The sequence below is a fragment of the Pacificibacter sp. AS14 genome (assembly GCF_038899935.1).
Lineage (GTDB): Bacteria > Pseudomonadota > Alphaproteobacteria > Rhodobacterales > Rhodobacteraceae > Celeribacter.
In genome coordinates this window covers 1-23896 of the sequence record NZ_JBBMQI010000002.1, presented here as the reverse complement: position 1 = coordinate 23896, position 23896 = coordinate 1, and the positions used below count along the sequence as shown (strand labels likewise).

General features: G+C 52.2%; 18 protein-coding genes. 15 read left to right on the top strand and 3 right to left on the bottom strand.

The genetic code is table 11. The features are described 5' to 3' along the window. Positions 1–176 precede the first annotated feature (176 nt). Together WNY38_RS02960 and WNY38_RS02955 are read left to right on the top strand one after the other, a co-directional pair. Complete coding sequence (locus WNY38_RS02960) at positions 177–2567, top strand: Tex family protein (protein ID WP_342855836.1); 2391 nt, start codon at positions 177–179, stop codon at positions 2565–2567. Positions 2568–2754: 187 nt separating this feature from the next. Then, complete coding sequence (locus WNY38_RS02955; RefSeq protein ID WP_342855835.1) at positions 2755–3585, top strand: sterol desaturase family protein; 831 nt, start codon at positions 2755–2757, stop codon at positions 3583–3585. Positions 3586–3609: 24 nt separating this feature from the next. Here WNY38_RS02955 and WNY38_RS02950 read toward each other — a convergent pair whose 3' ends face one another. Next, positions 3610–4539 carry a LysR family transcriptional regulator gene (locus WNY38_RS02950; RefSeq protein ID WP_342855834.1) on the bottom strand — a complete coding sequence of 310 codons (930 nt, stop codon included), beginning with the start codon at positions 4537–4539 and terminating at the stop codon, positions 3610–3612. A 125-nt stretch (positions 4540–4664) separates the two neighbouring features. Between WNY38_RS02950 and WNY38_RS02945 the strand changes: the two genes are divergently transcribed. The 7 genes from WNY38_RS02945 (at position 4665) to aldA (ending at position 13121) form a co-directional block, all read left to right on the top strand. Then, positions 4665–6014 carry an extracellular solute-binding protein gene (locus WNY38_RS02945; protein WP_342855833.1) on the top strand — a complete coding sequence of 450 codons (1350 nt, stop codon included), beginning with the start codon at positions 4665–4667 and terminating at the stop codon, positions 6012–6014. Between the two features lie 159 nt (positions 6015–6173). After that, complete coding sequence (locus WNY38_RS02940) at positions 6174–7052, top strand: sugar ABC transporter permease (protein WP_342855832.1); 879 nt, start codon at positions 6174–6176, stop codon at positions 7050–7052. After that, positions 7049–7891 carry a carbohydrate ABC transporter permease gene (locus WNY38_RS02935; protein WP_342855831.1) on the top strand — a complete coding sequence of 281 codons (843 nt, stop codon included), beginning with the start codon at positions 7049–7051 and terminating at the stop codon, positions 7889–7891. The genes WNY38_RS02940 and WNY38_RS02935 overlap by 4 nt, the downstream gene beginning before the upstream one ends. Next, a complete protein-coding gene (locus WNY38_RS02930; protein WP_342855830.1) occupies positions 7888–8937 on the top strand; it encodes a DUF4432 family protein in 1050 nt (349 codons plus the stop codon). The genes WNY38_RS02935 and WNY38_RS02930 overlap by 4 nt, the downstream gene beginning before the upstream one ends. Positions 8938–8949: 12 nt before the next feature. Next, positions 8950–10458 (top strand): sulfatase, encoded by a 1509-nt coding sequence (locus WNY38_RS02925; RefSeq protein ID WP_342855829.1) that lies wholly within the window; start codon positions 8950–8952, stop codon positions 10456–10458. A 49-nt stretch (positions 10459–10507) separates the two neighbouring features. Then, positions 10508–11578 carry a sn-glycerol-3-phosphate ABC transporter ATP-binding protein UgpC gene (gene ugpC / locus WNY38_RS02920; protein ID WP_342855828.1) on the top strand — a complete coding sequence of 357 codons (1071 nt, stop codon included), beginning with the start codon at positions 10508–10510 and terminating at the stop codon, positions 11576–11578. A gap of 106 nt (positions 11579–11684) precedes the next feature. Beyond that, positions 11685–13121 carry an aldehyde dehydrogenase gene (gene aldA, locus WNY38_RS02915; protein ID WP_342855827.1) on the top strand — a complete coding sequence of 479 codons (1437 nt, stop codon included), beginning with the start codon at positions 11685–11687 and terminating at the stop codon, positions 13119–13121. Between the two features lie 57 nt (positions 13122–13178). On the opposite strand, the gene WNY38_RS02910 is transcribed toward aldA, so the two are convergent. Then, entirely contained in the window at positions 13179–14105 is a 927-nt protein-coding gene (locus WNY38_RS02910; protein WP_342855826.1) for a LysR family transcriptional regulator, read from the bottom strand. A 189-nt stretch (positions 14106–14294) separates the two neighbouring features. Between WNY38_RS02910 and WNY38_RS02905 the strand changes: the two genes are divergently transcribed. The 6 genes from WNY38_RS02905 to WNY38_RS02880 all read left to right on the top strand — a co-directional run bounded on the left by WNY38_RS02905 (position 14295) and on the right by WNY38_RS02880 (position 21221). Next, a complete protein-coding gene (locus WNY38_RS02905) occupies positions 14295–15800 on the top strand; it encodes an ABC transporter substrate-binding protein (RefSeq protein ID WP_342855825.1) in 1506 nt (501 codons plus the stop codon). A 60-nt stretch (positions 15801–15860) separates the two neighbouring features. After that, entirely contained in the window at positions 15861–16775 is a 915-nt protein-coding gene (locus WNY38_RS02900; RefSeq protein WP_342855824.1) for an ABC transporter permease, read from the top strand. A gap of 3 nt (positions 16776–16778) precedes the next feature. Then, on the top strand, positions 16779–17714 hold the full coding sequence (locus tag WNY38_RS02895; protein WP_342855823.1) for an ABC transporter permease: 936 nt from the start codon (positions 16779–16781) through the stop codon (positions 17712–17714). Further along, positions 17707–19335 (top strand): ABC transporter ATP-binding protein, encoded by a 1629-nt coding sequence (locus tag WNY38_RS02890; protein WP_342855822.1) that lies wholly within the window; start codon positions 17707–17709, stop codon positions 19333–19335. The genes WNY38_RS02895 and WNY38_RS02890 overlap by 8 nt, the downstream gene beginning before the upstream one ends. Before the next feature lie 70 nt (positions 19336–19405). Then, entirely contained in the window at positions 19406–20446 is a 1041-nt protein-coding gene (locus WNY38_RS02885; RefSeq protein WP_342855821.1) for a DUF475 domain-containing protein, read from the top strand. 49 nt (positions 20447–20495) lie between these two features. Continuing rightward, complete coding sequence (locus WNY38_RS02880) at positions 20496–21221, top strand: ribonuclease activity regulator RraA (RefSeq protein WP_342855820.1); 726 nt, start codon at positions 20496–20498, stop codon at positions 21219–21221. A gap of 445 nt (positions 21222–21666) precedes the next feature. Here the strand turns inward: WNY38_RS02880 and WNY38_RS02875 are convergent, their stop codons facing one another. Continuing rightward, positions 21667–23538, bottom strand: coding sequence for a methyl-accepting chemotaxis protein (locus tag WNY38_RS02875; RefSeq protein ID WP_342855819.1), 1872 nt, complete (start codon positions 23536–23538; stop codon positions 21667–21669). Between the last annotated feature and the right edge of the window lie 358 nt (positions 23539–23896).

Here is a 23896-nt window from a genome sequence, read left to right as displayed (position 1 = left end):
GCAGTTTGCCCGAATTTTTGCCCAAGCGCAAAGGGGATACGTGGGCAAGATGTGCATTGCCAGCCAGCGCAGTATTTCCGCCACGCCGTTTTGCCTGTGGATAGCTTGAAAATTCCGCTTGGCCCGCTGGTGTCAGCCCGCTATCACAGTGATCCAGCGTCATGAGGAGACTAGGTTTGGACCAAACAGCGCAGCGCATTGCCCGTATCATTGCCACTGAAATCGGTGCCGCCGCCACGCAAGTGGCTTCTGCAACAGATTTGCTTGATGGTGGTGCGACTGTTCCCTTCATCGCACGGTATCGTAAAGAGGTCACAGGCGGCTTGGACGACACGCAACTGCGCAATCTGGCCGAACGCCTGACGTACCTGCGCGAGTTGGAAAAACGTCGCAGTGCGATTGTCTCTTCGATCGATGAGCAAGGAAAACTGACGGCTGAGTTGTCGAAATCCATTGCCAGTGCCGACACCAAAGCCGCGCTTGAGGACATCTATCTTCCGTTCAAACCCAAACGTCGCACCCGTGCGATGATTGCCCGTGAAAATGGGCTTGAGCCCTTGCTGCGTGCTATTTTGGCGGATCGCAATGCAGATCCAGAGGTTCTGGCCGCAGCGTATCTAAGCGAAGCCGTCGTGACCACAAAAGACGCGCTTAATGGCGCGCGCGATATTTGCACCGAAGAGCTGTCAGAACGCGCTGGTTTGATCGGACGCTTGCGCGATTTCATGCGCCGCGAGGCGGTGATGTCCGCGCGTGTCAAAGACGGGATGCAGGACAAAGGCGCTAAGTTTTCCGACTATTTTGATCACAAAGAAAAGTGGTCTCAGATTGCTTCTCATCGCGCACTGGCAATCCTGCGGGCTTCGAAAGAAGACATTTTGACTGTCGATATTGCCCCTGACGCAGAAGAAGGCTTGCCGCGCGTCATCGCGATGGTTGAAGCGGAAATTGGCATCACCGGCAGTGGCAAAGGCGATACTTGGCTGCGCACTGTCGCCTCTTGGACGTGGCGTTTGAAGCTTGGGATGACCATGTATACCGAGCTTTTGGGCGATTTGATGCGTCGCTCGCACCAAGATGCCATCGATGTTTTTGCTCGTAATTTGAAAGACCTACTTTTGGCTGCCCCTGCGGGCCCGCGTGCCACGCTGGGTCTTGATCCGGGCATTCGCACGGGCTGTAAAATTGCCGTTGTAGACGCGACGGGCAAAGTTTTGGCGACAGAAACCATTTATCCCTTTCAGCCCAAAAACGATGTGCGCGGCTCAGAGGCTGCGATCTTGCGGCTGGTGCAAGCCCATGATGTCGATCTGATCGCCATCGGCAATGGCACAGGCAGCCGCGAAACAGATCGCTTGGTGGCCGATACGCTGAAACATCTGCCGCGTGGTGTCAAAGCCCCAACTAAGGTGATCGTGTCCGAGGCGGGGGCGTCTGTTTATTCAGCGTCGGAACTGGCGGCAAAAGAGTTCCCCGATTTGGATGTGTCGCTTCGCGGCGCGGTGTCAATTGCGCGGCGGTTGCAAGACCCACTAGCGGAGCTGGTGAAAATCTCGCCCGAGGCGATTGGAGTTGGGCAATATCAACACGACGTGGATCAACGTAAACTCGCGCAGGCCTTGGAAGCCGTGGTCGAGGATGCGGTGAACGGCGTCGGGGTAGATTTGAACATGGCCTCAAGCGCGCTCTTGTCACATGTGGCGGGGCTTGGGCCTTCAATTGCGCAAAACATTGTGGACCACCGCGATGCCAATGGGGCCTTTGCCTCGCGCAAAGCCTTGTTGAAAGTTGCAGGGCTTGGGCCAAAAGCGTTCGAGCAAGCGGCAGGATTTTTGCGCGTCTCAGACGGGACCGAGCCGCTGGATGCCTCATCCGTACATCCCGAGGCGTATGGCGTTGCGCGCAAAATCGTATCGGCGTGTGGGCGCGATATTCGGGCTATTATGGGCCAGCCTGAGGCGCTCAAAGGCTTGCGGGCCGAAGATTTCGTGGACGATAAATTCGGTCTGCCAACTGTGTGCGATATTTTGAGCGAGCTGGAAAAACCGGGTCGTGACCCGCGTCCGAGCTTTGTCACCGCCACTTTCGCCGATGGTGTGAACGAGATCAAAGACCTGAAACCCGGCATGCTGCTTGAGGGTACCGTGACAAATGTCGCCGCCTTTGGCGCTTTCGTAGACGTCGGCGTTCACCAAGACGGGTTGGTGCATATCAGTCAGTTGGCGGACAAATTTGTCAAAGATCCGCACGAGGTGGTCAAGGCTGGCGATGTTGTAAAAGTACGTGTGACCGAAGTGGACGCGCCGCGCAAACGTATCGCTTTGACCATGCGCAAAGACGGCATGGGCAAAGACGGCATGGGCAAAGACGGGGGTGGGGCGCAGGATGATAGCAAGTCTGGCGGTGCAAAAGCGGCGGCACCGCAAGGGCGTGGCGGTCCAGCCAAAGGGCATACCCGCGGATATCAGGGCAAAACCTCGGCCAGCCCGAAACCCAAAACGAACGTGCCTGCGGCCAGCACTGGGGCCTTTGGTGCTGCTTTGCTTGATGCGATGAAAAAGAAATAAACGTATTGTAAGACGCTTCTATCGACGTTGAGCTGACGCCGCGCACTTTGGTTTGCGCGGCGTTTTTTATGGCGCCCGCTGCGCTGTGCCATCTTTGTTCACGAAGACGTGGTCAAGGCACTGTACTCTATCATGTGGGCCTATCTGGGCTTAGGCTAAGTGAACGAAATCACCTGAGGCGCATCACATGACTGAGTTTTTTCTAAGCCACGAGCCCGTAACGCGCATGTCCGTATTTTTGACGGTGCTGCTGGTCATGGCGATTTGGGAAGTTTGGTCCCCGCGCAGACGTGTTGAGGTGCCGCGCCTGCTGCGCTGGTCCAACAATCTGGCTTTGATTGTCGTGGACAGTATCGCCGTGCGATTGCTTTTTCCGCTGGCCGCTGTGGGCCTTGCGCTCACAATGCAGGCCAAAGGCTGGGGGCTGTTCAATGTGATTGGTCTGCCAGTGTGGTTAGAGGTTCTGTTCAGCGTGGTGCTTTTAGATTTCGCGATTTATCTGCAGCATGTGGTGTTCCATCATGTGCCAGTGCTTTGGCGCCTGCACAGAATGCATCACGCCGATATCGAGATTGATGTCACCACCGGCTTGCGTTTTCATCCGCTGGAAATCGTGCTGTCGATGGCGTTCAAACTGCTACTTGTCTTGGTGCTCGGCCCTGCTGCCATCGCGGTGTTGATTTTCGAAGTGGTGCTGAATGCCAGCGCTTTGTTCAATCACTCAAACATTCGCCTGCCCAAACCCGTTGATGCGGTTTTGCGGTTGATCATTGTCACGCCTGACATGCACCGCGTTCACCATTCGATTGACCCCAAAGAGACGAATAGCAACTACGGGTTTAACGTGCCGTGGTGGGACAGGTTACTGGGAACATACATCGCGCAGCCCAAAGCAGGGCATGATGATATGCTGATCGGAATCGAGCTGTTTCGCGCCCGTCGCGAGCTGTGGGTCGACCGGATGATTTTGCAGCCTTTGCGGCGCGAAAAAGTCACGCGGCCGGGCAAGCCTGAGTGAGTTCAATGAGACGTTCAGGCCGTATCACGGCAGATGCTGCGTCGTGTCAATCGGATGCTCGAAGGCGTCTTTGAGTGTCTTGCGCAGTATCGCTTCAAAAGCGGCCGACAACGGATTGACCGCAACGCCTGCGCGTCGGACGAGGCCGATTTGGCGTTCAAATTGAAAGTTTTTGATCTCGAACGAGGCGACGCCAAAGTTCTGATACTCATAGAAGCTGCCCGACGGAGACAGGCTTAACAGGTTGAAATCGCGCACAAAACGTCCCACTACATCGGGGATGTTTGTCACCACTTTAAAGCGGGGCAAGGGTTCACGATTGAGCAGATAAAAGGCTTCAAGCGCAGAGCGCACAACCTCACCACGCTCAGGCACGACCCAATCTTGACCGCGAAGTTGTTCCAAAGACACCTCTAGGCCCGCAAGTGGGTGGGACTGATGACACAAGCCAACGATGTGATCATTCGCGACGATTGTGGTCTCAAACTCTTCGTCGTCTACCAAGCGATTGACCATGCCCAACACGACATCGACACGGTTTTCTTGTAGCGCCAATCGCAGACCTTCGGCGTAACTGGTGATCACTGTGTGATTGGCGTCGGGGAAATCGGTTTCCAACTCTACCAAAGCATCCTCAACAAATTTGATCAGCGCTTGCCCAACACCGATGCGCACCCGACCACTGGACCCAGATTCAAGCGCGGTTAAATCGTGTTTGGATTGTTCAATGTCGAACAAAATACGCCGCGCGTGGTGCTCTAAGGCTTGTCCGTAAACCGTCGGCATCAGGCCTCTGGGATGCCTGTCAAAAAGTTTGACGCCGTACTCATCCTCAAGCGTCAATATGCTTTTCGACAGTGCAGGTTGGCTAAGGTTCACCATTTGCGCGGCCCCCAGCAGGGTGCCTTGTTCCAAGACGGCGATGAAATGTGCGTATTGGCGGGGGTTTGCCATCATATCCTCATTCTGTTCACATTTCAGGTATTTCCAAAAGTTTCATTAGTCAAAAGAAAAGAAGATTGTTTTGTGGGTTGGGACATGTGAACCTTTGCGAAATTACCCGTGGAGGAGGACGTGTGATGATGCAATTTAGACAGGGGACTTTTAAGTCTCTCTCAAAAATCGGCGGTGCTGCAATGCTTGTGTCGCTGCTGGGTGCAACTGCGCTGACGGCCGAGACGCAAGTGCCCGTCAATGTGGTGATCAACCAGTCGCCGTGGCTTGAAGGATTCGCGGCCGTGGCTGATCTTTACCAAGACGAAACAGGTAATGAGGTCACTCTTGATGTGAACCCCTATGCGGGCAGCCTTGAAAAGCAACGCAACGCTGTGCGCTCTAGTGAAAGCGAATATGATCTTTTAATCATCAACGGGATTTTCTATCCAGAAATGTACCATGGTGGTTTCTTGGAGCCGTTGAAAAACATCGATCCCGATTTTGATCTCGATCCGCAAGTCTATGAATATGGCGGCACGCCTTGGTTCAATGCCGAGACAAAATCCATCGGCAAAGACACCGGTGATTTGCTGACTGTACCAGTCAATCCGAACGTGACACTTATGTTCTACCGTGCGGATCTGTATGAAAAAAATAGCTGGTCAGCACCGACAACCTTTGAAGAGCTTGCTGTAAATGCACGCGCTTTAAAGACCGACAAAATGTACGGCATCGCGCAACGCGCTGGTCGGGCTACTGTGTCGATCACTTGGGATTTCTTCCCCTATATCCAAGGCTTCGGCGGAGCTTACTTTCGCGATTCCGATGGCGGTGATTACTTTGTAACCATCAACAGCGAAGAGGGCCGCAAGGCGCTTCAAACCTATGTTGATTTGGCCACAGAACTGGGTCCTGAGAACTCTGCAAACTTGACGCAGGGCGATTTGATCCAGCTCTTGGTGACAGGCAAACTTGCGCATTCGGTTCTGCCGGCTGCAGCTTGGGCGCAAATGGATGATCCAAATAAATCCGCTGTCGTTGGCAAGATTGGCTATGCGACGTTGCCATCTGCTGAAGGATTTACATCTACACCAGCGCTTGGTCACTGGCTTGGCGGCATTCCGAAAAACATCCCTGACGCCAACAAAGAGGCAGCCCTTGCCTTTCTTGATTGGTTCCAACAGCCAGAAACGCAAATTCATTATGCTGAGCTTGGTGGCGCACCAGTGTCTGCCGCAGCCTATGAATCTGACTTCGCGGATCTTCCAGCGAACCGCTACATGCAAGCGATGCGTGTGGCCTCTCCTTTGGCGAAAGGCATGTGGACCATACCTGAGGGGGCCGAATTGGCTGCTATTATGGAGTTGGGTTTGAACCGTGCGGTTGCTGGTGAAATCTCGGTCGTAGACGCGCTCAATTCTATGGCCGCGGATCTCGAAAAAATCCTAGCAGATGCAGGGTATGAAACGGGACGCCTTCCTGATCTAAAGTAACGTTTTGTCACTGTTTGAGGGGCGCTGTGCGCAGTGCGGCGCCCCTTATTCGACCGCAATGATTACTACCGCTTTGCTAATATGTGGTGCGCCAGTCGATGCAATCTTTACCATGCAGCGCATCATTCCCTTTCTTTTTCACGGAGCAGCCGTTTACCCATGGCCCATCACAATTCCCTTGGGAAAGTCTTGTCCCTGACCCCCGCGGTTCTGATCTTTGCGGTTCTTGCCTTACTGCCGGTCATCAATCTTTTCATTGTGAGTTTTCATGAGGTTTCATGGCTTGGGGGTGCCAAGCAAATGGAATGGGTGGGCGTCGACAATTACATAGCCATCGGCGATGATCCGCTTTTCAAAGCAGGCGTGTTCAACACGATCATTGTGGTTTTGGTGGCCACGACAGCGCAGGTTGTTATCGGTCTTGGTTTGGCGCTGGCTTGCTCGTCTGTGGGGGACAAAAGCAGACCGTTTCGCGCGCTGCTTATCTTGCCGCTTTTGATCCCCGGTATTGTTATTGGCGCGATCTGGCGGTTGATGTACAATTCCGAGTTCGGGATTTTCAATCTGATTTTAGAATCCATAGGTCTGTCGGGCCATGACTGGCTTGGGTCGTCAAGCACGGCGCTGGCGGCGGTGATCGTTGTGGATGTGTGGCACTGGATGCCGTTCGCGTTTTTGTTATTGCTGGCGGCAGTGGAATCTTTGCCCCGCGATGTGTCAGAAGCGGCCAAAATCGATGGGGCAACAGCGTGGCAAGAGTTTCGCAAAGTGACGCTGCCGCTGTTGTATCCGGCTATTTTTATGACCTTTTTGTTCCGTGCCGTCATGGCCTCCAAAATCTTTGACGAGGTGTTTTTGCTCACAGCAGGCGGTCCGGGCACCTCAACAGAAGTGGTCAGCTTTACCATCTTTCAGCGCTATTTCTTGCAAGACAACGCAGGCTATGGATCGGCCTTGTCGGTGTCGATCATCTTCGTCGTCTCCGTCATCATCGTGATCGCCTTGAATGCCAACAAAAGCAAAGGGATGTCGCAATGAGCCACGCTGTTTCCAAACGCTACAACCGCACGACCAACTACCTGATCGGATTTTTGGTATTGGCTGTGTTCACCACACTTGCGCCTTTTGTCTATATCGCGATGTCGTCGTTTAAGACACAGATTTCGCTGCTGATGGGCGATGTCAAATTTACGCCGACATTGATGAATTACAACGAAGTGCTGTTCGACCGTACATCTGACTATTTGCGGAACTTTACCAATAGCGTTGTGGTCACGTCGATCAGCACATCACTGGTGATCGTGATCGCCTTCTTCGCGGGATATTCCTTGTTTCGCATGCGCTGGCCCACCTATGTGGTGAATATCTTTTTGATCTGGTCGATGGCCTTTAACCTGATCCCATCGGTGACACTGGCCAGTGCGTGGTACGATCTGGCGCGCTCCGTGGGGTTGAACAACGATTACATCGCTTTGATCCTTGCGCATATGACGCTGCATTTGCCGATGGCGTTGTGGTTATTGGCGTCGTTTTTCCGCGAAATCCCACGCGAGTTGGAAGATGCCGCCTATGTGGACGGGGCGTCATTTGTAACGCTGGTGCGCCGCGTCGTGGCACCTTTGATGATGCCGGGATTGATGGCGACGGGCATTTTGATTTTCGTGTTCAGTTGGAATGAATTCCCCGTCGCGCTTGCCTTGACCAACAATGATACGGGCACTGTGCCTGTGGCCATCGCCAAATACGCGCAAGAAGAAGAAATCAAATACACGCAAATGGCGGCGGCCTCGGTTCTGTCAGCTGTGCCAGCCTTGCTGGTGTTGCTGTTCGGGCAACGGTTTATCGTGCGCGGTTTGACGGCAGGGGCGGTTAAATGAGCCACACAATCGCAGGTCAGAACCTAAGCACACTGCACGAGGTGAGTGCGGGCATGAGCACCTTCGCAGGCGCGCGCCTTGTGACTTTGGAGGATGGTGCCGAACGGGGCATGCGCGTGATTGAAATGCGCTCAGGCGGGGGGCTTGAGTTTGATGTCATCGTGGATCGTTGTGGCGACATAGGACGGCTGTCTTGCGACGGGCAAACTCTGTCGTGGCACGCCGCAGGGGGGCTGCGGTCGCCGTGGCTGATGGATGCTGAGGGTGACGCAGGCCAAGGATTCTTGCGCGGCTATGGCGGATTCTTGAACACCTGCGGGTTTGATCATATCCGCCAGCCAGATTGGGATAACGCCCTATCTGATGTGCCTGTTGAATTGGCGCAGCAAAGCTTTCCGCTGCACGGCAAAGGTGCGTTCCAACCCAGCGTGATCCGCGGCTATGGCGTGAATGATGATGTCGAAATACCTTATGTTTTTTGCGAGATCGAATGCGTCCAAGCGATCAGTTTTGGCACCACATTGCGGTTGCGCAGGCGTATTGAGACAGCTGTCGGATCGCGCAAAATCACCATCCACGATGAGGTGCGCAATATTGGTACCGTGGCTGCGACGCATATGCTGCTTTATCATTTCAACCTCGGCTTTCCTTTAGTGGCCGCGGGCTCAGGGGTAAATGTGGGGAACAGCGCGCCGATTTGGCACTCCGCCCCGCATGACGCGTTGGCGCCTTTTGTGGCTCCTGATCCAGAGGTGCAAAACCTGATTTCGGTTTTCCAACACACGGATGAGACAGCGCAGGTGCGTGTCGATAATATCGTCGCCAATCTTGGCGTTCTGTTCGAATACCCATCCGCACAGCTGCCTTTTTGCCAGTTGTTGCGCATGCAAGGGCCTGGTGTCTACGGCATCGGGATCGAGCCTTGCACAGCAGGCGGGCGCACACGGAAAGACGCGCGCGACGCTGGCGATATGATCATCCTGCAGCCCGCGCAAAAACGACAGTACCATCTTTCAATGAGCCTCACCAAACCGCAGACCACTTAGGGGAATACCTTTATGCGTGCCATTTTACTCATCTTTGATTCCCTCAATCGCCACGCCTTGCAGTGCTACGGCGGCACCGAGATTGCCACGCCCAATTTCGATCGCTTGGCGCAGAAAACCGTGACTTATGACAATCACTATGTCGGCAGCCTGCCTTGCATGCCCGCGCGACGTGATATTCATACGGGGCGCTTAAGTTTCCTGCATCGCAGTTGGGGTCCACTGGAGCCTTTCGACACATCCGTGTTTGAAACGCTACGCGAAAAGGGCGTCTATTCGCACCTGATCACCGACCATTATCATTATTTTGAAGACGGCGCGGGCAACTACCACACGCGCTATGATTCCTATGATTTCTTGCGCGGGCAAGAGGGCGACAAATGGGTGCCAACGCTTGATCCACCGATTGAGAAATGGAAGACCCAGTACCACGAAAAGCAGCAAAACTTCACGCCAGGATCTTTGCAAATGCAAAACATGGCCAATCGCGAACGCATTGAAGGCGAAGAAGATTTTTCATCCACCCAGTGTTTCGACGACGCTGAAGGGTTCTTGGACGCCTATGCAAAAGCCGACAATTGGGTGTTGCAGATCGAAACCTTTGATCCGCATGAGCCTTTCATAGCGCCCCCCGGATACCGCGCGGAATTTCAAACAGACAAGGAACCGATTTTCGATTGGCCGCATTATGATCGCTATATCGATGGGTTGCCGGAAAACGAGCTTTTGCGGAACAACTACAAAGCTTTGATTGCACATTGTGATGCCCAACTTGGTCGGTTGCTGGACAAGATGGACGCCTTGAATATGTGGGACGATACGATTTTGATCGCGACGACAGACCATGGCTTCTTGCTGGGCGAACATGAATGGTGGGCAAAAAACCGGATGCCGTGTTACAATGAAGTGGCGCAAATTCCGCTGTTTGTGCATCATCCCGACCATGTGAACCAGGCCGGCACCCGCCGGGCAAGCCTGACGCAGACCATCGATATCATGCCTACTTTGCTTGACTGTTTTGAGCAACCTTGCGACATCGGGTCAACCGCGCGATCCATCTTGCCGACGCTGAAAAATCCGCAGGAAAAACTGCGCGATGTCATCATCTATGGCTATTTCGGCGGGGCTGTGAATGTCACGGATGGGCGCTATACTTATATGCGCTATCCTGAAAATATGTCGGCGACGAACCTCAACGAATACACGTTGATGCCTGCGCATATGTTGGCGCCTTTTTCAAAGGACGAGCTGAAACAGGCGACGTTCTGCGACGATCTAGACTATGCCAATGGTTACCCCGTATTGCGTGTGCCTGTGCATGAAAATTCCCATTGGTTCAATTCGCATGGACCGGGGGGGATGGCTGATTGCAATAGCGTTCTGTTCGATTTGGACACAGACGCAGGCCAGTTGTCGCCCTTGCAAGACGCCGATTTAGAAGCGCGCTTAGCGGCTGAGATCAAAGACCAAATGCAAAAGAATGCAGCGCCCCAAGAGGCGTTCACCAGACTTGGATTTTAACTGAGGTTGCCCTCGTTAGATCACCCAAAAGACACTGCAAGGAGAGAACATGTCGTTTGTCACACTTAGGAACGTTCGAAAGTCCTACGGGGCGTTTCCGGTTCTGCATGGCTTAAATGCCTCGATCCAAGAGGGAGAATTCGTGGCGATTTTGGGCGAAAGCGGCTGTGGAAAATCGACCTTGCTGCGCATGATCGCAGGACTGGAAGACATCACTTCAGGCGAAGTGGAAATTGGTGGCAAGGTCGTCAATGATCTGTCGCCGCGGGATCGCGATATCGCCATGGTGTTTCAAAGCTATGCGCTTTACCCGCATATGACCGTGGAAAAAAACATCTGTTTTCCGCTCGAACTGGCCGGCATGTCGGATGCCGAGCAAAAGAAACACCTCAGCCGTGCTGCCGATATGCTCAACTTGGGCGATTACCTTCAGCGCAAGCCAAAAGATCTGTCTGGCGGGCAACGCCAGCGGGTCGCCATGGGGCGTGCCATCGTGCGCGATCCCAAGGTGTTCTTATTTGACGAACCCCTGTCCAATCTTGATGCTAAACTGCGCGTTCAAATGCGCTCTGACATTCGCACATTGCAGCAAGAGCTTGGCACCACGGCCATTTATGTGACCCACGATCAGATCGAGGCCATGACAATGGCGGACCGGATCATGTTGATGAACGCAGGCAAAATCGAACAATTTGGCCCACCACTTGACCTGTATGATCACCCAAGCAGCACCTTTGTCGCCGCTTTCGTTGGCTCGCCGCCGATCAATTTGGTCAAAGGGGAAATCAAGTCTGGTGCGCAAAGTGCGTTTGTCACTGACGGTATTCGGGTGCCCTTGCCGCCGAACACTTGGGCGGCGGGACCGGTAACCATGGGCATTCGCCCCGAAGATATTTCGATCGCTCAAGACAATCAGACTGCCAATGCCGAAGGCCGTGTCGAGGCGATGGAATGCACAGGGGAACGGACGATTTTAGAGGTCCGCGTTGGTGACAACAGCATCAATCTGTCGGTTGTCGAACGTCTGCCGCTTGCCAAAGGGGCCATGGCGACATTGAGCATTAAACCCAATAAATGCCTCTTTTTCGCGCCCGATGGTCAAGCCATTCAGGCTGCATGATTGGTGGTTCTATGGCCGCTTTTAGGGCAGCGTCATTTGACTAAAATGAGCGCTTTTCAAGTTGAGATTTAAAAACGAATACACACAGAAATCAGGAGAAATAGGCATGGCTGCGCGTCACCAAAATTACATTAATGGCACTTTTGTCGATTCGAATGACGGTGGATGGATCCCCGTTTTGAACCCTGCGACGGGAGAAGCCCTGTCTGAAATTCCAAACACGCAGAGCAGCATTGTCGGTGATGCAGTGGACGCCGCAAAGTCCGCGCAACGTGCATGGGAAGCAACGCCTGCGATTGAACGCGCAGGGCATTTGCGGGCCATTGCGCAAAAGCTACGCGAAAACGTGCCACTGCTTGCTGAGACGATTGTAAAAGAGCAGGGCAAAACCATGGGCTTGGCGGAAGTCGAGGTCAATTTTACCGCCGACTACATGGATTACACCGCTGAATGGGCGCGTCGTTTGGAGGGCGAAATCCTGCCGTCTGACAATCGTGGCGAAAACATCTTTATGTTCCGTCAGGCCATTGGGGTCGTGGGCGGCATTTTGCCTTGGAATTTCCCGTTTTTCTTGATCGCACGCAAATTGGCGCCAGCGTTATTGACGGGCAATACCATCGTCATAAAGCCGTCGGAAGAAACGCCAAACAACGCGGCCTTATTCGCCAAACTGATGGACGAGACAGATTTGCCCAAAGGTGTCGCGAACTTTGTCTACGGGGCAGGGGGATCAACGGGTGCTGCGCTGTGCGACAACCCTGATGTCGGGCTTTTGACCTTTACAGGATCGGTTGGCACAGGCTCACAAATCATGCGCGCTGCCGCGAACAATATCACTAAGGTTAACTTGGAACTGGGCGGCAAAGCTCCGGCGATTGTGATGGCCGACGCGGATATGGACAAAGCTGTTGCAGCGATCGTCGCGTCGCGGGTGATCAATTCAGGCCAAGTGTGCAACTGCGCTGAGCGCGTTTATGTCGAAGCCGCCGCCGAAGATGAATTTGTGACAAAGCTCACCAAAGCCATGGCTGCGACCAAATTTGGTGATCCGATGCAAAATCGCACTGTCGATTACGGCCCTATGATCAACAAAGCAGGTCTAGATAAAGTTGCGGGTCTGGTCGAGCGCGCCAAGACCGCAGGTGGTACGGTTACCACAGGGGGCGAGGTGGCGGACACAGCGTGCGGCAACTACTATCAGCCAACGGTGATCACCGGAGTCGCACAAGATGCTGAGATTATGCAAAAAGAGGTCTTTGGTCCTGTGTTGCCGGTTAATGTTGTCAGCGGCATGGACGAGGCCATCGCGCGTGCGAATGACAGCGAATACGGCCTAACATCGTCTATTTACACCAAGGATATCAGCAACGCGATGCGCGCTGCGAATGAGTTGAAGTTCGGCGAGACCTATATAAATCGCAACAATTTTGAGGCGATGCAGGGCTATCACGCAGGCGTGCGCAAATCGGGCATTGGTGGCGCCGATGGCAAGCATGGCTTGTTGGAGTTTACGCAGACACACATGGTGTATCTGCAAACGTGATCCGGCTTTCGGCACGCCCTACAGCTTTGGGGGTGCCGAACACCTATTGCGGTGTGTCTAAGGGGCTTCTTCACCGTTTCTGAAGGGACTCAGGGTGTCGACAATGAGGTTGCGTACGCGGTCTTGCACCACTGAGCCACGCCCAGGGCGCGAAATCAAAAACATGTCTGATCGAAACTGCATCGGTAAATCGACTTCGCGGTAGATCACGTCATTCATCTGTATGACCCGCGCAGATCGAGGTACGACCGCGACACCAAGGCCATGGTTTACAAGGCTCACCACAGCATGTGTTTGGCTGACCTCAAAACGCGTGTCGGGAACGACATCACAGGCGTAGAACAAAGCGTTCAAAGTCTCTTTCAAGTAACCGCCTCGGTCCCTTGTGAAAGAAATATAGGGTTCACCGTCAAAATCTGCCAGCGAAAGGTCTTCTTTTTGTGCCAAATGGTGTGCTTTGGGAATGGCCAGAACGAAGGGCTCACTGATGACTCTGATGCGATCCAGTTCGCCTCTTGGGGCTTCCATCCGCGTTAGTCCCAAATCAATGCGACCAGACCTTTGCGCTTCTATGACCTCGTACCCCATCATTTCGACTGGGGACAAAGACACATTGGGCATCTCGGTGGCCATGCGTTGGGCAATCAAAGGCATGAATTTAAAGGCCGCCGAGGGCACAAATCCCAATGCGACATTGCCAGTTTCACCCCGTTCAGCCTGACGAGCATTTAGGACAGCGTGTTCAGATCGTTGAATAATATCTACTGCACTGTGATAAAAGCTTTCACCTGCGGATGTTAAGCGCACATGCCGTGTGCTGCGTTCCAGTAGGACCAAATTTACCCGTTCTTCCAAAATTTTTATCTGGCGCGACAGGGGGGGCTGAGTCATGTTCATCCGCTCGGCTGCGCGCCTAAAGCTCAGTTCTTCTGCGACGGCAACAAAGCATCGCATTTGAAAGTACTCGAACTGTCCTTGTGCCATTGAACTTCCTTAAGGTTGGTGAGTTGTCAAAAAATATTGATCTAATTAGTGTATCATTGCAATCCACATTTGGAATTTACATGTCGATGTTCATCCTCAATCGTAGGGTTGGGGAGCGGCATTCATAAAAAAAATGACTTTTAATCACATTTTTGAATGCCTGGTCTCCATTCTTTAGGGAGGATAAATATGACTATTAAAACACACCTTTTCATAGCGTCGGCGCTTGCGTCCGCTGTAACATTCGGTGCGCAAGCTCAAGATAATTCCGTGACGGTTGTGCTGTCAGAAGAACTTGAAATTGTAGAACCGTGCTCGTCGACCAAATCGAATGTTGGTCGTGTAATTTTCCAAAACATTTCGGAAACTGTGACCGAGATGGATCCAAAGACAGGCCTTGAGCCACGCTTGGCTGAAAGCTGGGAAGACATGGGCGACGGCACATGGCGTTTCAATTTGCGCCATGATGTCGATTTTAGCGACGGCACACAGATGCGTGCGGATGATGTTGCACATTCGCTTGTTCGTATGAAATCGCCGGCAATTGCTTGTGAAATTGGCGCCAAATTCTTTGGCGGCATCGACATCACGTCTAATGTGATCGACGAATACACAATCGACGTGACAGCAAACCCAGCCCAGCCGATTTTGCCGATGTTGATGTCAACTGTGACTGTTACACCCGCCGAAACGCCGCTGGACAGTTTTGTCGATCATCCGATCGGCACAGGTCCATACACGTTCGACGAATATGTGCGTGGGCAATCCATCACGTTGACTGCCAACCCAGACTATTGGGGCGCGCAACCAACTGTGCAATCCGCGACATATGTGTTCCGTGCAGACAGTGCAGTGCGCGCCGCTATGGTTGCCGCTGGCGAAGCTGACATTGCGCCAAACATCGCTCTTCAGGATGCGACGGACGCTGCAATGGACTTTTCTTACCCCAACTCGGAAACTGTTTTCTTGCGTATTGAGCACGCACAGCCGCCACTCAATGATCGTCGCGTCCGTGAAGCTTTGAACCTTGCAGTTGATCGTGAGGCCTTTGTTGGCTCCATTCTTGCCAACGGCACATTGTTGGCGACGGGTATCACACCGCCTTCCACGATTGGCTATAATTCGGACCTAAAACCCTACCCATTCAACCCTGATCGTGCCCGCGCGTTGCTTGACGCAGCGCGTGCTGATGGCGTGCCTGTGGATATGGAAATCACTTTGATCGGTCGGACCAACAATTTCGCCAACGTGTTGGAAACGATGGAAGCACTGCTTGCCATGTACCAAGACGTGGGCTTCAACATGAAGCTTGAAATGGTCGAAGTTGCAGAATGGCTTGAGCGCTATGCCAAACCGTTCCCTGAAAATCGTGGTCCTCAGTTGATTGAAGCACAGCACGACAATGCCAATGGCGACCCCGTGTTCTCTATGTACTTCAAGTATCATTCTGAAGGTCAGCAATCCGGTCTGACAGATCCTATCGTTGATGCAATGATCGCCGATGCAACGGCTGCGACAGGTGACGAACGTGCTGAGAAATGGAGCGCGCTTTTCGCGTACATTCACGAGGAATCAATCGCAGACGTTATGTTGTTCCACATGGTTGGGTTTAGCCGCGTCAATGAACGTCTGGACTTCACACCATCGATCCGGACCAACAGCGAACTGCAGCTTTCGCAGATCCAGTTCAAGTAAACTGACTTTGGAACAGGCAGCCTGTCTGCCTGTTCTCGCCTCATTCAAGGATCAATTGTTATGCTGAAATTCTTGGGAACCCGCGCGGTTGCTAGCGCCATTTCCCTTGTCGGGTTGGTCTTGCTGGTTTTCTTTTTGAGCCGCCTGACGGGTGACCCCACCGGATTGTATCTGCCGCTTGATGCATCCGAGGAAGCCCGAAACCAGTTCAGAGAAATCCATGGTCTAAACGACCCGATATTTATACAGTTCCTCAACTACTTGGGCGATCTCATACGTCTTGATTTCGGCGAGTCCATTCGCCGGTCTGAACCGGCCATCGATGTCGTCATGCGCGGCTTTGGTTGGACCTTGCAGCTGGCTGCTGTCACTATGTCATTGGTCGTTGTCTGCGCTGTTATCGTCGGCTCGCTGGCTGCGTTTCATGTTGGAGGGGTCTTTGATCGCATCGCGACATTCTTTTCGCTGATCGGCGCAAGCGCCCCTGACTTTTGGATTGCCATTGTCGCAATCGTTATTTTTTCCGTAAACTTGGGCTGGGTGCCGACATCTGGCACGGGCACCGTGTGGCACTGGATTTTGCCAGTGTCGGTGTTGTTCATCCGACCTTTTGGTCTCATTTTGCAGATTGTGCGCGGATCGATGATCACGGCGCTGAGCTCTGCCTATGTGAAGACCGCCCGCGCTAAAGGCATTAAGAACCGCACCATCATCTTCGTGCACGCCCTTCGCAACGCCTTGTTGCCTGTGATCACCATCATTGGCGATCAAGCGGCGGCGTTGTTGAACGGTGCAGTTGTTGTCGAGTCCATTTTTGGTTTCCCAGGTGTTGGTAAACTGATGATCGATTCAATTTTGCAACGGGACTTCACCGTCGTTATGGCCGCAATCTTGGTCACCGCGACCGCGATCTTTGTAATGAATCTCTTGATCGACATTCTTTACTCGATCCTCGATCCTCGTATCAGGTACTGACCCATGACAGATCCTACACTTCATACTCCGATCCTTCCGGATGTCCCCGAAGCCCCCAATCCGGTGACGCAGATGTTGCGGATGCTTTGGAACGATAAATTCGCCTTTGTCTCTGTGGTCATTCTGTTGATCATTTTGGTTTGCGCCATCACCGGTCCGTTGTGGTTGGAAGATATCGCGACGAAACAAAACCTTCGGGGACGTAACGCGCCGCCGTTTGATTTCTCAACAAGCTGGCCATATTGGCTGGGCGGGGACGCATTGGGTCGTCCTTTGCTCGCACGGATCATCGTCGCGGCGCAAAACACAATTTTTGTCGCCGCAGGGGCGGTATTTTTCTCATTGACCATCGGAACTGTGCTTGGGTTGATTGCTGGCTATACCTCTCGGATTATCAGCCAAGTGATCATGCGCCTTGCCGATATCGTGATGTCGTTCCCGTCGCTTTTGCTGGCTGTGATCGTTTTGTATACGCTCGATAGTTCGGTGTTCAACTTGGTGATAGTCTTGGCAATTACGCGCATTCCGGTTTATCTGCGCACCGCGCGCGCCGAGACATTAGAGGTGCGTGAGAGGATGTTTGTTCAGGCCGCACGTGTCATGGGGGCCTCGAATGGTCGGATTATTTTCCGTCATATCCTGCCGATCGTCTTTCCCACCTTGGTCACAATCGCAACGCTTGATTTTGCCTTTGTTATGCTTGCTGAATCGGCACTGTCTTTCCTCGGCATTGGCATTCAACCGCCTGAAATCACTTGGGGTCTTATGGTGTCACAGGGACGTCCCTATTTGACCTCGGCGTGGTGGCTGTCGTTTTGGCCAGGGATAGCGATCATCCTGACGACCTTGTCTTTGAACCTTGTGTCGCATTGGCTGCGCACGGCGCTTGACCCTGCACAACGTTGGCGTTTGGAAAATGTGAGGAAGAAAAATGGGTGAACGTCTTTTAGAAGTTCGGAATCTTTCGGTAGATTTCCACACGTCTCATGGCACGGTGCACGCTGTGCGCGATGTAAGCTGGCATCTGGAACGCGGTGAAACTTTGGCCATTTTGGGCGAATCCGGTTCGGGCAAATCAGTCTCTGCATCAGCGATCTTAAACTTGATCGATATGCCACCGGGTGAAATCACTTCGGGTCAGATAGTGTTTGAGGGCAGGGACCTGCTGACCATGTTGCCTGAAGAGCGGCGGCAGTTGAATGGCCACCGCATCGCGATGATCTTTCAAGATCCGCTCAGCCATCTCAATCCCGTTTACTCTATCGGCTTTCAGATTGCAGAGGCGATGACCGCGCATGGTGTCAACAAGGGGCAAACCCGCGCCAGAACCATCGAGCTGTTGAAACGTGTTGGCATTCCAAATGCTGACACGAAAGTGGACGCTTATCCGCATCAGTTCTCAGGGGGACAGCGTCAGCGGATCATGATCGCTATGGCGCTTGCGCTCAAGCCTGATATCTTGATCGCTGACGAGCCGACAACCGCACTGGACGTGACCGTGCAGGCCGAAATTCTTGCCTTGCTGGAAGAACTGCAAACTGAGACTGGCATGGGCTTGTTGTTGATCACCCATGACCTTGGTGTGGTTGCTGAAGTTGCGGATCGCGTTGTCGTCATGAACAGCGGTGAAATTGTTGAAACCGGCAGCGCAAGTGACGTCTATCACAACCCTCAGCATCCTTATACGCAGCAGTTGATCGCCGCGATTCCTGGCAATGGCCAAATGGCGAGCCAATTGGCCCAGACCACGCCCATGCTTGAAATCAAAGGGTTGTCGAAACACTATGGTGCGTTCATCGCCCTAGAGGACGCGAACCTGACGGTCCTTCCGGCTGAATCTGTTGCCATCGTTGGCGAGTCGGGTTCTGGCAAATCTACATTGGCGAAAACAATTCTGCGACTAGAGGATGCGACGGCTGGAGAAGCCTTGTTCGAAGGGCGAGACCTTGTGAAGATGGCGCCTAAAGAGTTGTTCAAGATGCGGCGTGACGTGCAAATGGTGTTTCAAGACCCCACGCAATCACTCAATCCGCGAATGTCGATTTATGACATCATCTCAGAGGCTTTTGTGATTCATCCTGAGATTTTGGACAAGCAACACTGGAAAGCTCGGGTCTGCGAATTGCTGGAACAGGTTGGGTTGAAAGCCGATCATATGTATCGTCACCCGCACCAGTTTTCTGGCGGCCAAAGACAACGTATCGCGATTGCGCGAGCTTTGGCGTTGGAACCGAAATTGATTGTCTGCGACGAAGCCGTATCCGCCTTGGATGTTTCGATTCAGGCGCAAGTGCTGGCGCTTTTGACGCGATTGCAAAATGAATTGGGGCTGAGTTACCTCTTCATTGCGCATGACCTGCTGCTGGTGCGTGACTTTGCGCATCGCGTGATCGTTATGCAAAACGGCAAGATCGTCGAGCAAGGGCCGGTCGATCAAATCTTCGATGCCCCACGCGAGCCCTATACGCGCAACCTGATTGCCGCGAGTCTGAGTCCCGATCCTACGATACAGGCGGCGCGGCGCGAGGCTTTGATCGCGTTACAGGGGGAACGGGTATGATCACCACGCGCATCACTTTGCCTAGGGCTCCTTCAATCCACAGATCACTTCACAGGCGAGGGATGTCTTCATGAAATCGTCACTAACATACTTTCGCTTGCCGTTTGCGTTCACCCTTATCGGATTGGCCATGACCTATTGGCTGGGGTATCAAACGACAGGGACAGTCGCCGGCGCTATGTCGTTTTTTCTGATAGGCAGTATTCTGGCGATCCTTGAGATTTCGCTGAGCTTTGACAATGCTATCGTCAACGCCAACATCTTGAAGACTATGGATCCGAAGTGGCAATACAGGTTTCTGACTTGGGGTATCGTGATTGCTGTGTTTGGAATGCGCATCGTTTTCCCGCTGGCCGTCGTCGCTGTGGCCGCAAAAATAGGGCCTATCGAAGCAGTTGTTTTGGCTGCAGGCAATCCTGAAGAATATGCACGTATCATGGACGAGGCCCATATAGGGATTTCCGCCTTTGGTGGGACGTTCTTGATGATGGTCGCTTTGACATATTTTCTGGACCAAACCAAAGAGGTGGACTGGGTCAAAGGGATTGAACGCCGTCTTCGCCGCTGGGCGTCCATTCGCGGGCTCGAAATTGCGTTTGTTCTAAGTTCTGCTTTGGTGGTGTCGGTGGCGCTGCCGGCAGCTGAAAGTGCTACTTTTTTGTTCGCTGCGATTTGCGGCCTTGTAACTTTTCTAGCCGTCGAACTTGTGGCGCATTTTTTGGACGCAGCAAAGGAAACGCGGGCAGCTGCGGCCAAGGGTGGTTTAGGCGCGTTTTTGTACCTCGAAGTGCTTGATGCCAGCTTTTCATTCGATGGAGTGATCGGCGCGTTCGCTTTGACCCAAAATCTGTTCTTGATCGCAATTGGGTTGGGCATTGGCGCATTTTATGTGCGCGCGATGACCATCATGTTGGTTGAACGCAACACGCTGTCGCAATTTAGATACTTAGAACATGGCGCGTTTTATTCCGTGTTGGCGCTGTCCGTGATTATGTACGCACAGTCCCTTTTGCATGTCCCAGAGGTCATCACCGGCCTGATCGGCGCTGGGATCATCGCGCTCTCGCTTATCTCCTCAATGAGACACAACAAATTGGCAGACACAGCATGACCCGTTTGGCGTGCCTCAAAAACCATACTTCGACATAAAAGGAAATCCGATGTCTGAACATCCTCTCTCCCCCGAAACAAAAGAGCGCCTGATGGCGGTTTCAGTGGCAACGCTTGCGACTGCACTCTATAAGCGCGGATTGCGTCATCAAGTAATTCAAGACGTCCACCCTGTGTCACCCAAAGGTAAGAACATGGTTGGCCCCGCGTTTACATTGCGCTACATGCCTGCACGCGAAGATCGCAACCAATTGGTCGAGTTTAGAAATCCAGAACACCCTCAGCGCCTTGCTGTTGAAATGTGTCCCGAGGGGCACATTATGGTGATGGACAGCCGCAAAAGTGCTTATGCAGCCTCGGCTGGTGACATCTTAATCACGCGTTTGATGATGCGCGGCGCGGCTGGTGTCGTGACCGATGGCGGTTTTCGCGACGCGATGAACATCGGCCAACTAGATATGCCTGCGTATCACAACCGTCCTTCTAGCCCGACCAACCTGACAACCAACGAGGCCATCGACATCAATGTCCCAATCGGGTGTGGCGACGCGCCTGTGTTTCCCGGTGATATTGTGGTGGGCGATGATGACAGCATCATCGTGATCCCTGCTCATTTGGCCAATGAAGTGGCCGAAGAAGCTGTGGAGATGACCGCCTATGAAGACTTTGTTCTTAGCAAAGTTCAATCAGGGGCCACGATCATTGGTCTTTACCCTGCGACGAAGGATGAAAACCTAGAAGAGTTTAAAGTCTGGCGCGAACAGAACGATCGATAACTCCGGCGCTAAGGCAAGCTGGAGCTCGATCTTACAGATCTTCGGTCCGCTAGACGCGGGCCGATTTTGGTAAAAATCTGCGGATAAAGTTGAATAGCGCTGACAAAGTGTACGTGAATTGTATCCACAGACAGAACGGGTAGAAAAACGAGCATTGAGGCGTATCATCCAAATGATGTTCGTCATTTATGATCCAAGAATAGTATGCATCGGTAGCTTATCTACGTGAAATTTCATGTAATATAGAAGACACTTCCAGACCTATTCTATCAAGAAGTACTTCTGCCTTACATTGGCCGGTTACTCAGGTCTTATGTTCGTTGGACTTAAGCCGATCTATACCTTCATTTTCGTTTGAGTCGCTTTGTTGGTGCTGCGTAGCAGGCACAAGACAAAGTATTCATATATTTCTTTTTGGCATTTTGTTCTTTGAGCAGTTAAAAAATTACCCAGTTTCGCTTAAGTCAGCCAAAGTTTGGTCTGCAGACTCCGTATCCGCCCAGCTGCCTTGAGCGGCATAAGCTTCAGGTTCCTCTTTGTTGCCTGTCTTCGATGGGGTGCCGATTTTAAATCCAGATATCTCATCTGATAGTTTTCGTGCTTCTTGGGCAAGGGATTGGGTGGCCGCAGTTGTTTCTTCAAACATGGCGGCATTTCGTTGCGTGGCCTGATCCATGTCTGTAACACTTTGATTTATTTCTCTAATGCCAATAGCTTGTTCTTCTAGTGTCGTGGCAATGCCTGATACGTGCGACGAAACTTCGGTAACAGAGTCGACGATGCTAGTCAGCGAACTTCCAACGCGGTCAACCAAATCCACGCCTTGACCAACCTGAATACCGCTTTCAGAAATTAGGTCACTAATTTCACGTGCAGCTTCGGAAGATCTTTGCGCAAGGGCGCGAACTTCTGAAGCCACAACCGCAAAACCTCGTCCAGCTTCCCCTGCACGCGCAGCTTCTACCCCTGCATTGAGGGCTAGTAGATTTGTTTGGAATGCTATGTCGTCGATGACAGTCGTGATTTTCGAAATCTCTGACGACGAGTTTTTAATTTTATCCATCGCACTTACAGCTTTTTCGACGATTTCGCGGCCACTTTCAGAAGCGCCTCTTGTCTTTTGAACCAAAGATGCAGCTTCGGATGCTCCATTGGACGCGGAATTTACGGAAGCTGTCATTTGTTCTAGTGCCGAAGAGGTTTCCTCAAGCGACGCGGCGGAGCGTTCAGTTCGAATCGACAAGTCATTTGCTGCAGCGCTCAATTCAGCGACGTTGTCTGCAATCGTAAGACCACTTCCAGAGATGGCTTGCATGACAGTAGAAAGAGTCTCTACGGTTTCATTGAAATCTTGGCGCAGCGTTTCGTATTCCTCAGGAAATGGCTCAACGATGTGAGCCGAAAGGTCCTGCATCTTCAAAGAATGCAAAGCTTCCCCCAACGTATCAACGACTTTTTGCTGTTCAGCATTTCGCATTGCGCGCTCGGTTTGACGCTCTTCTTCTTGCTTTCGTTCGCTAGCACGGCGTTCGCGTTCAATTTCATCACGCTCATTTTTAAGGCGAAGCTCTACTTTCTCCCGCTTCCGTTCTTCTTCTTCATTCTTTTTCTCAAGCGCCCGTTGGGCTTCATCTGCAGCTAGTTTTTCATGTTGAAGTCTTTTGGACTCTTGAATTGATTCCTTGAAATCGAGCAGGGCGCGGCCCAGACGTCCAAGTTCATCTCCTCGGCTTGCCGCGGGAATTTCTGTCTCCATGTCGCCTTTTTGAAGACCATCGATTGAAGAAATCAATCCTTCAATAGGTCTCGATACAGACCGTGTGACCAGTTGAAGCATAATCGCGAACAAAACGAATGAAACGGTGCCAATAATACCCGCTAATATGTGCGCTTGCTTTACGTGATCCTGAATCTCTGTGGTAGAAAAACCAGTTGATAGATAACCCGCCAGCTCCCCATCTTCATTTATCAATGCCGAAACGAAGATACGTAAATTGCCAATTTGAGCTTCTTGTTTGATCTCAGGGTTTGGGATGATCTTTGCAAGAGATTCGTCCCAAAGGTTTTCCCATGTTTCTGAAGTGTGAAACTTCGCAAATTCTTCTCCATCAGTCGTTAATTGTGCGAACCGAAACGATGGCATTATGCTTAAACCATTTAAAGATGATTGGGCCAATTCGGTGTCAAAATCCCAAACCGCTTGCACGAGCGGCTTAGACACAAAGAACTGCGCATTTTCGACCGATGTTTCGAAACTTGCGTTCAGTTGATTGTCATACCGAGAGGCCCAAAACGAGGTAATGGACACAACAAGCATTAGCAAACCCAGTAGGCTTGGGACCATAAGCCTTTGTTTGATAGAAATTCTATTTAGCATTTTGCGACCTCTCTATAGGAACTGGCGCTCAAGCTATCTTACAAATATTTATTTTCTCTAACGCCGCGCTATTTCTTGGGATGGGGGAGATGATCTAGTTTGTACTATTTAATTAAAATTATATGATTTTGAAATTGTGTTTCGTATCAATCAAACGGTCGATGGACTGAAGCGTCTGTCCGTCGTCAGAGTTTTTGGCACCAAAGGCGGCCTAAACTAAGTGGACCTGTCACGTTTCTGTGCCGCCCCAAGTGCTCGTTTAGGCCACTTTCCGTTCGAATGCGACGGGGCTTTTCCA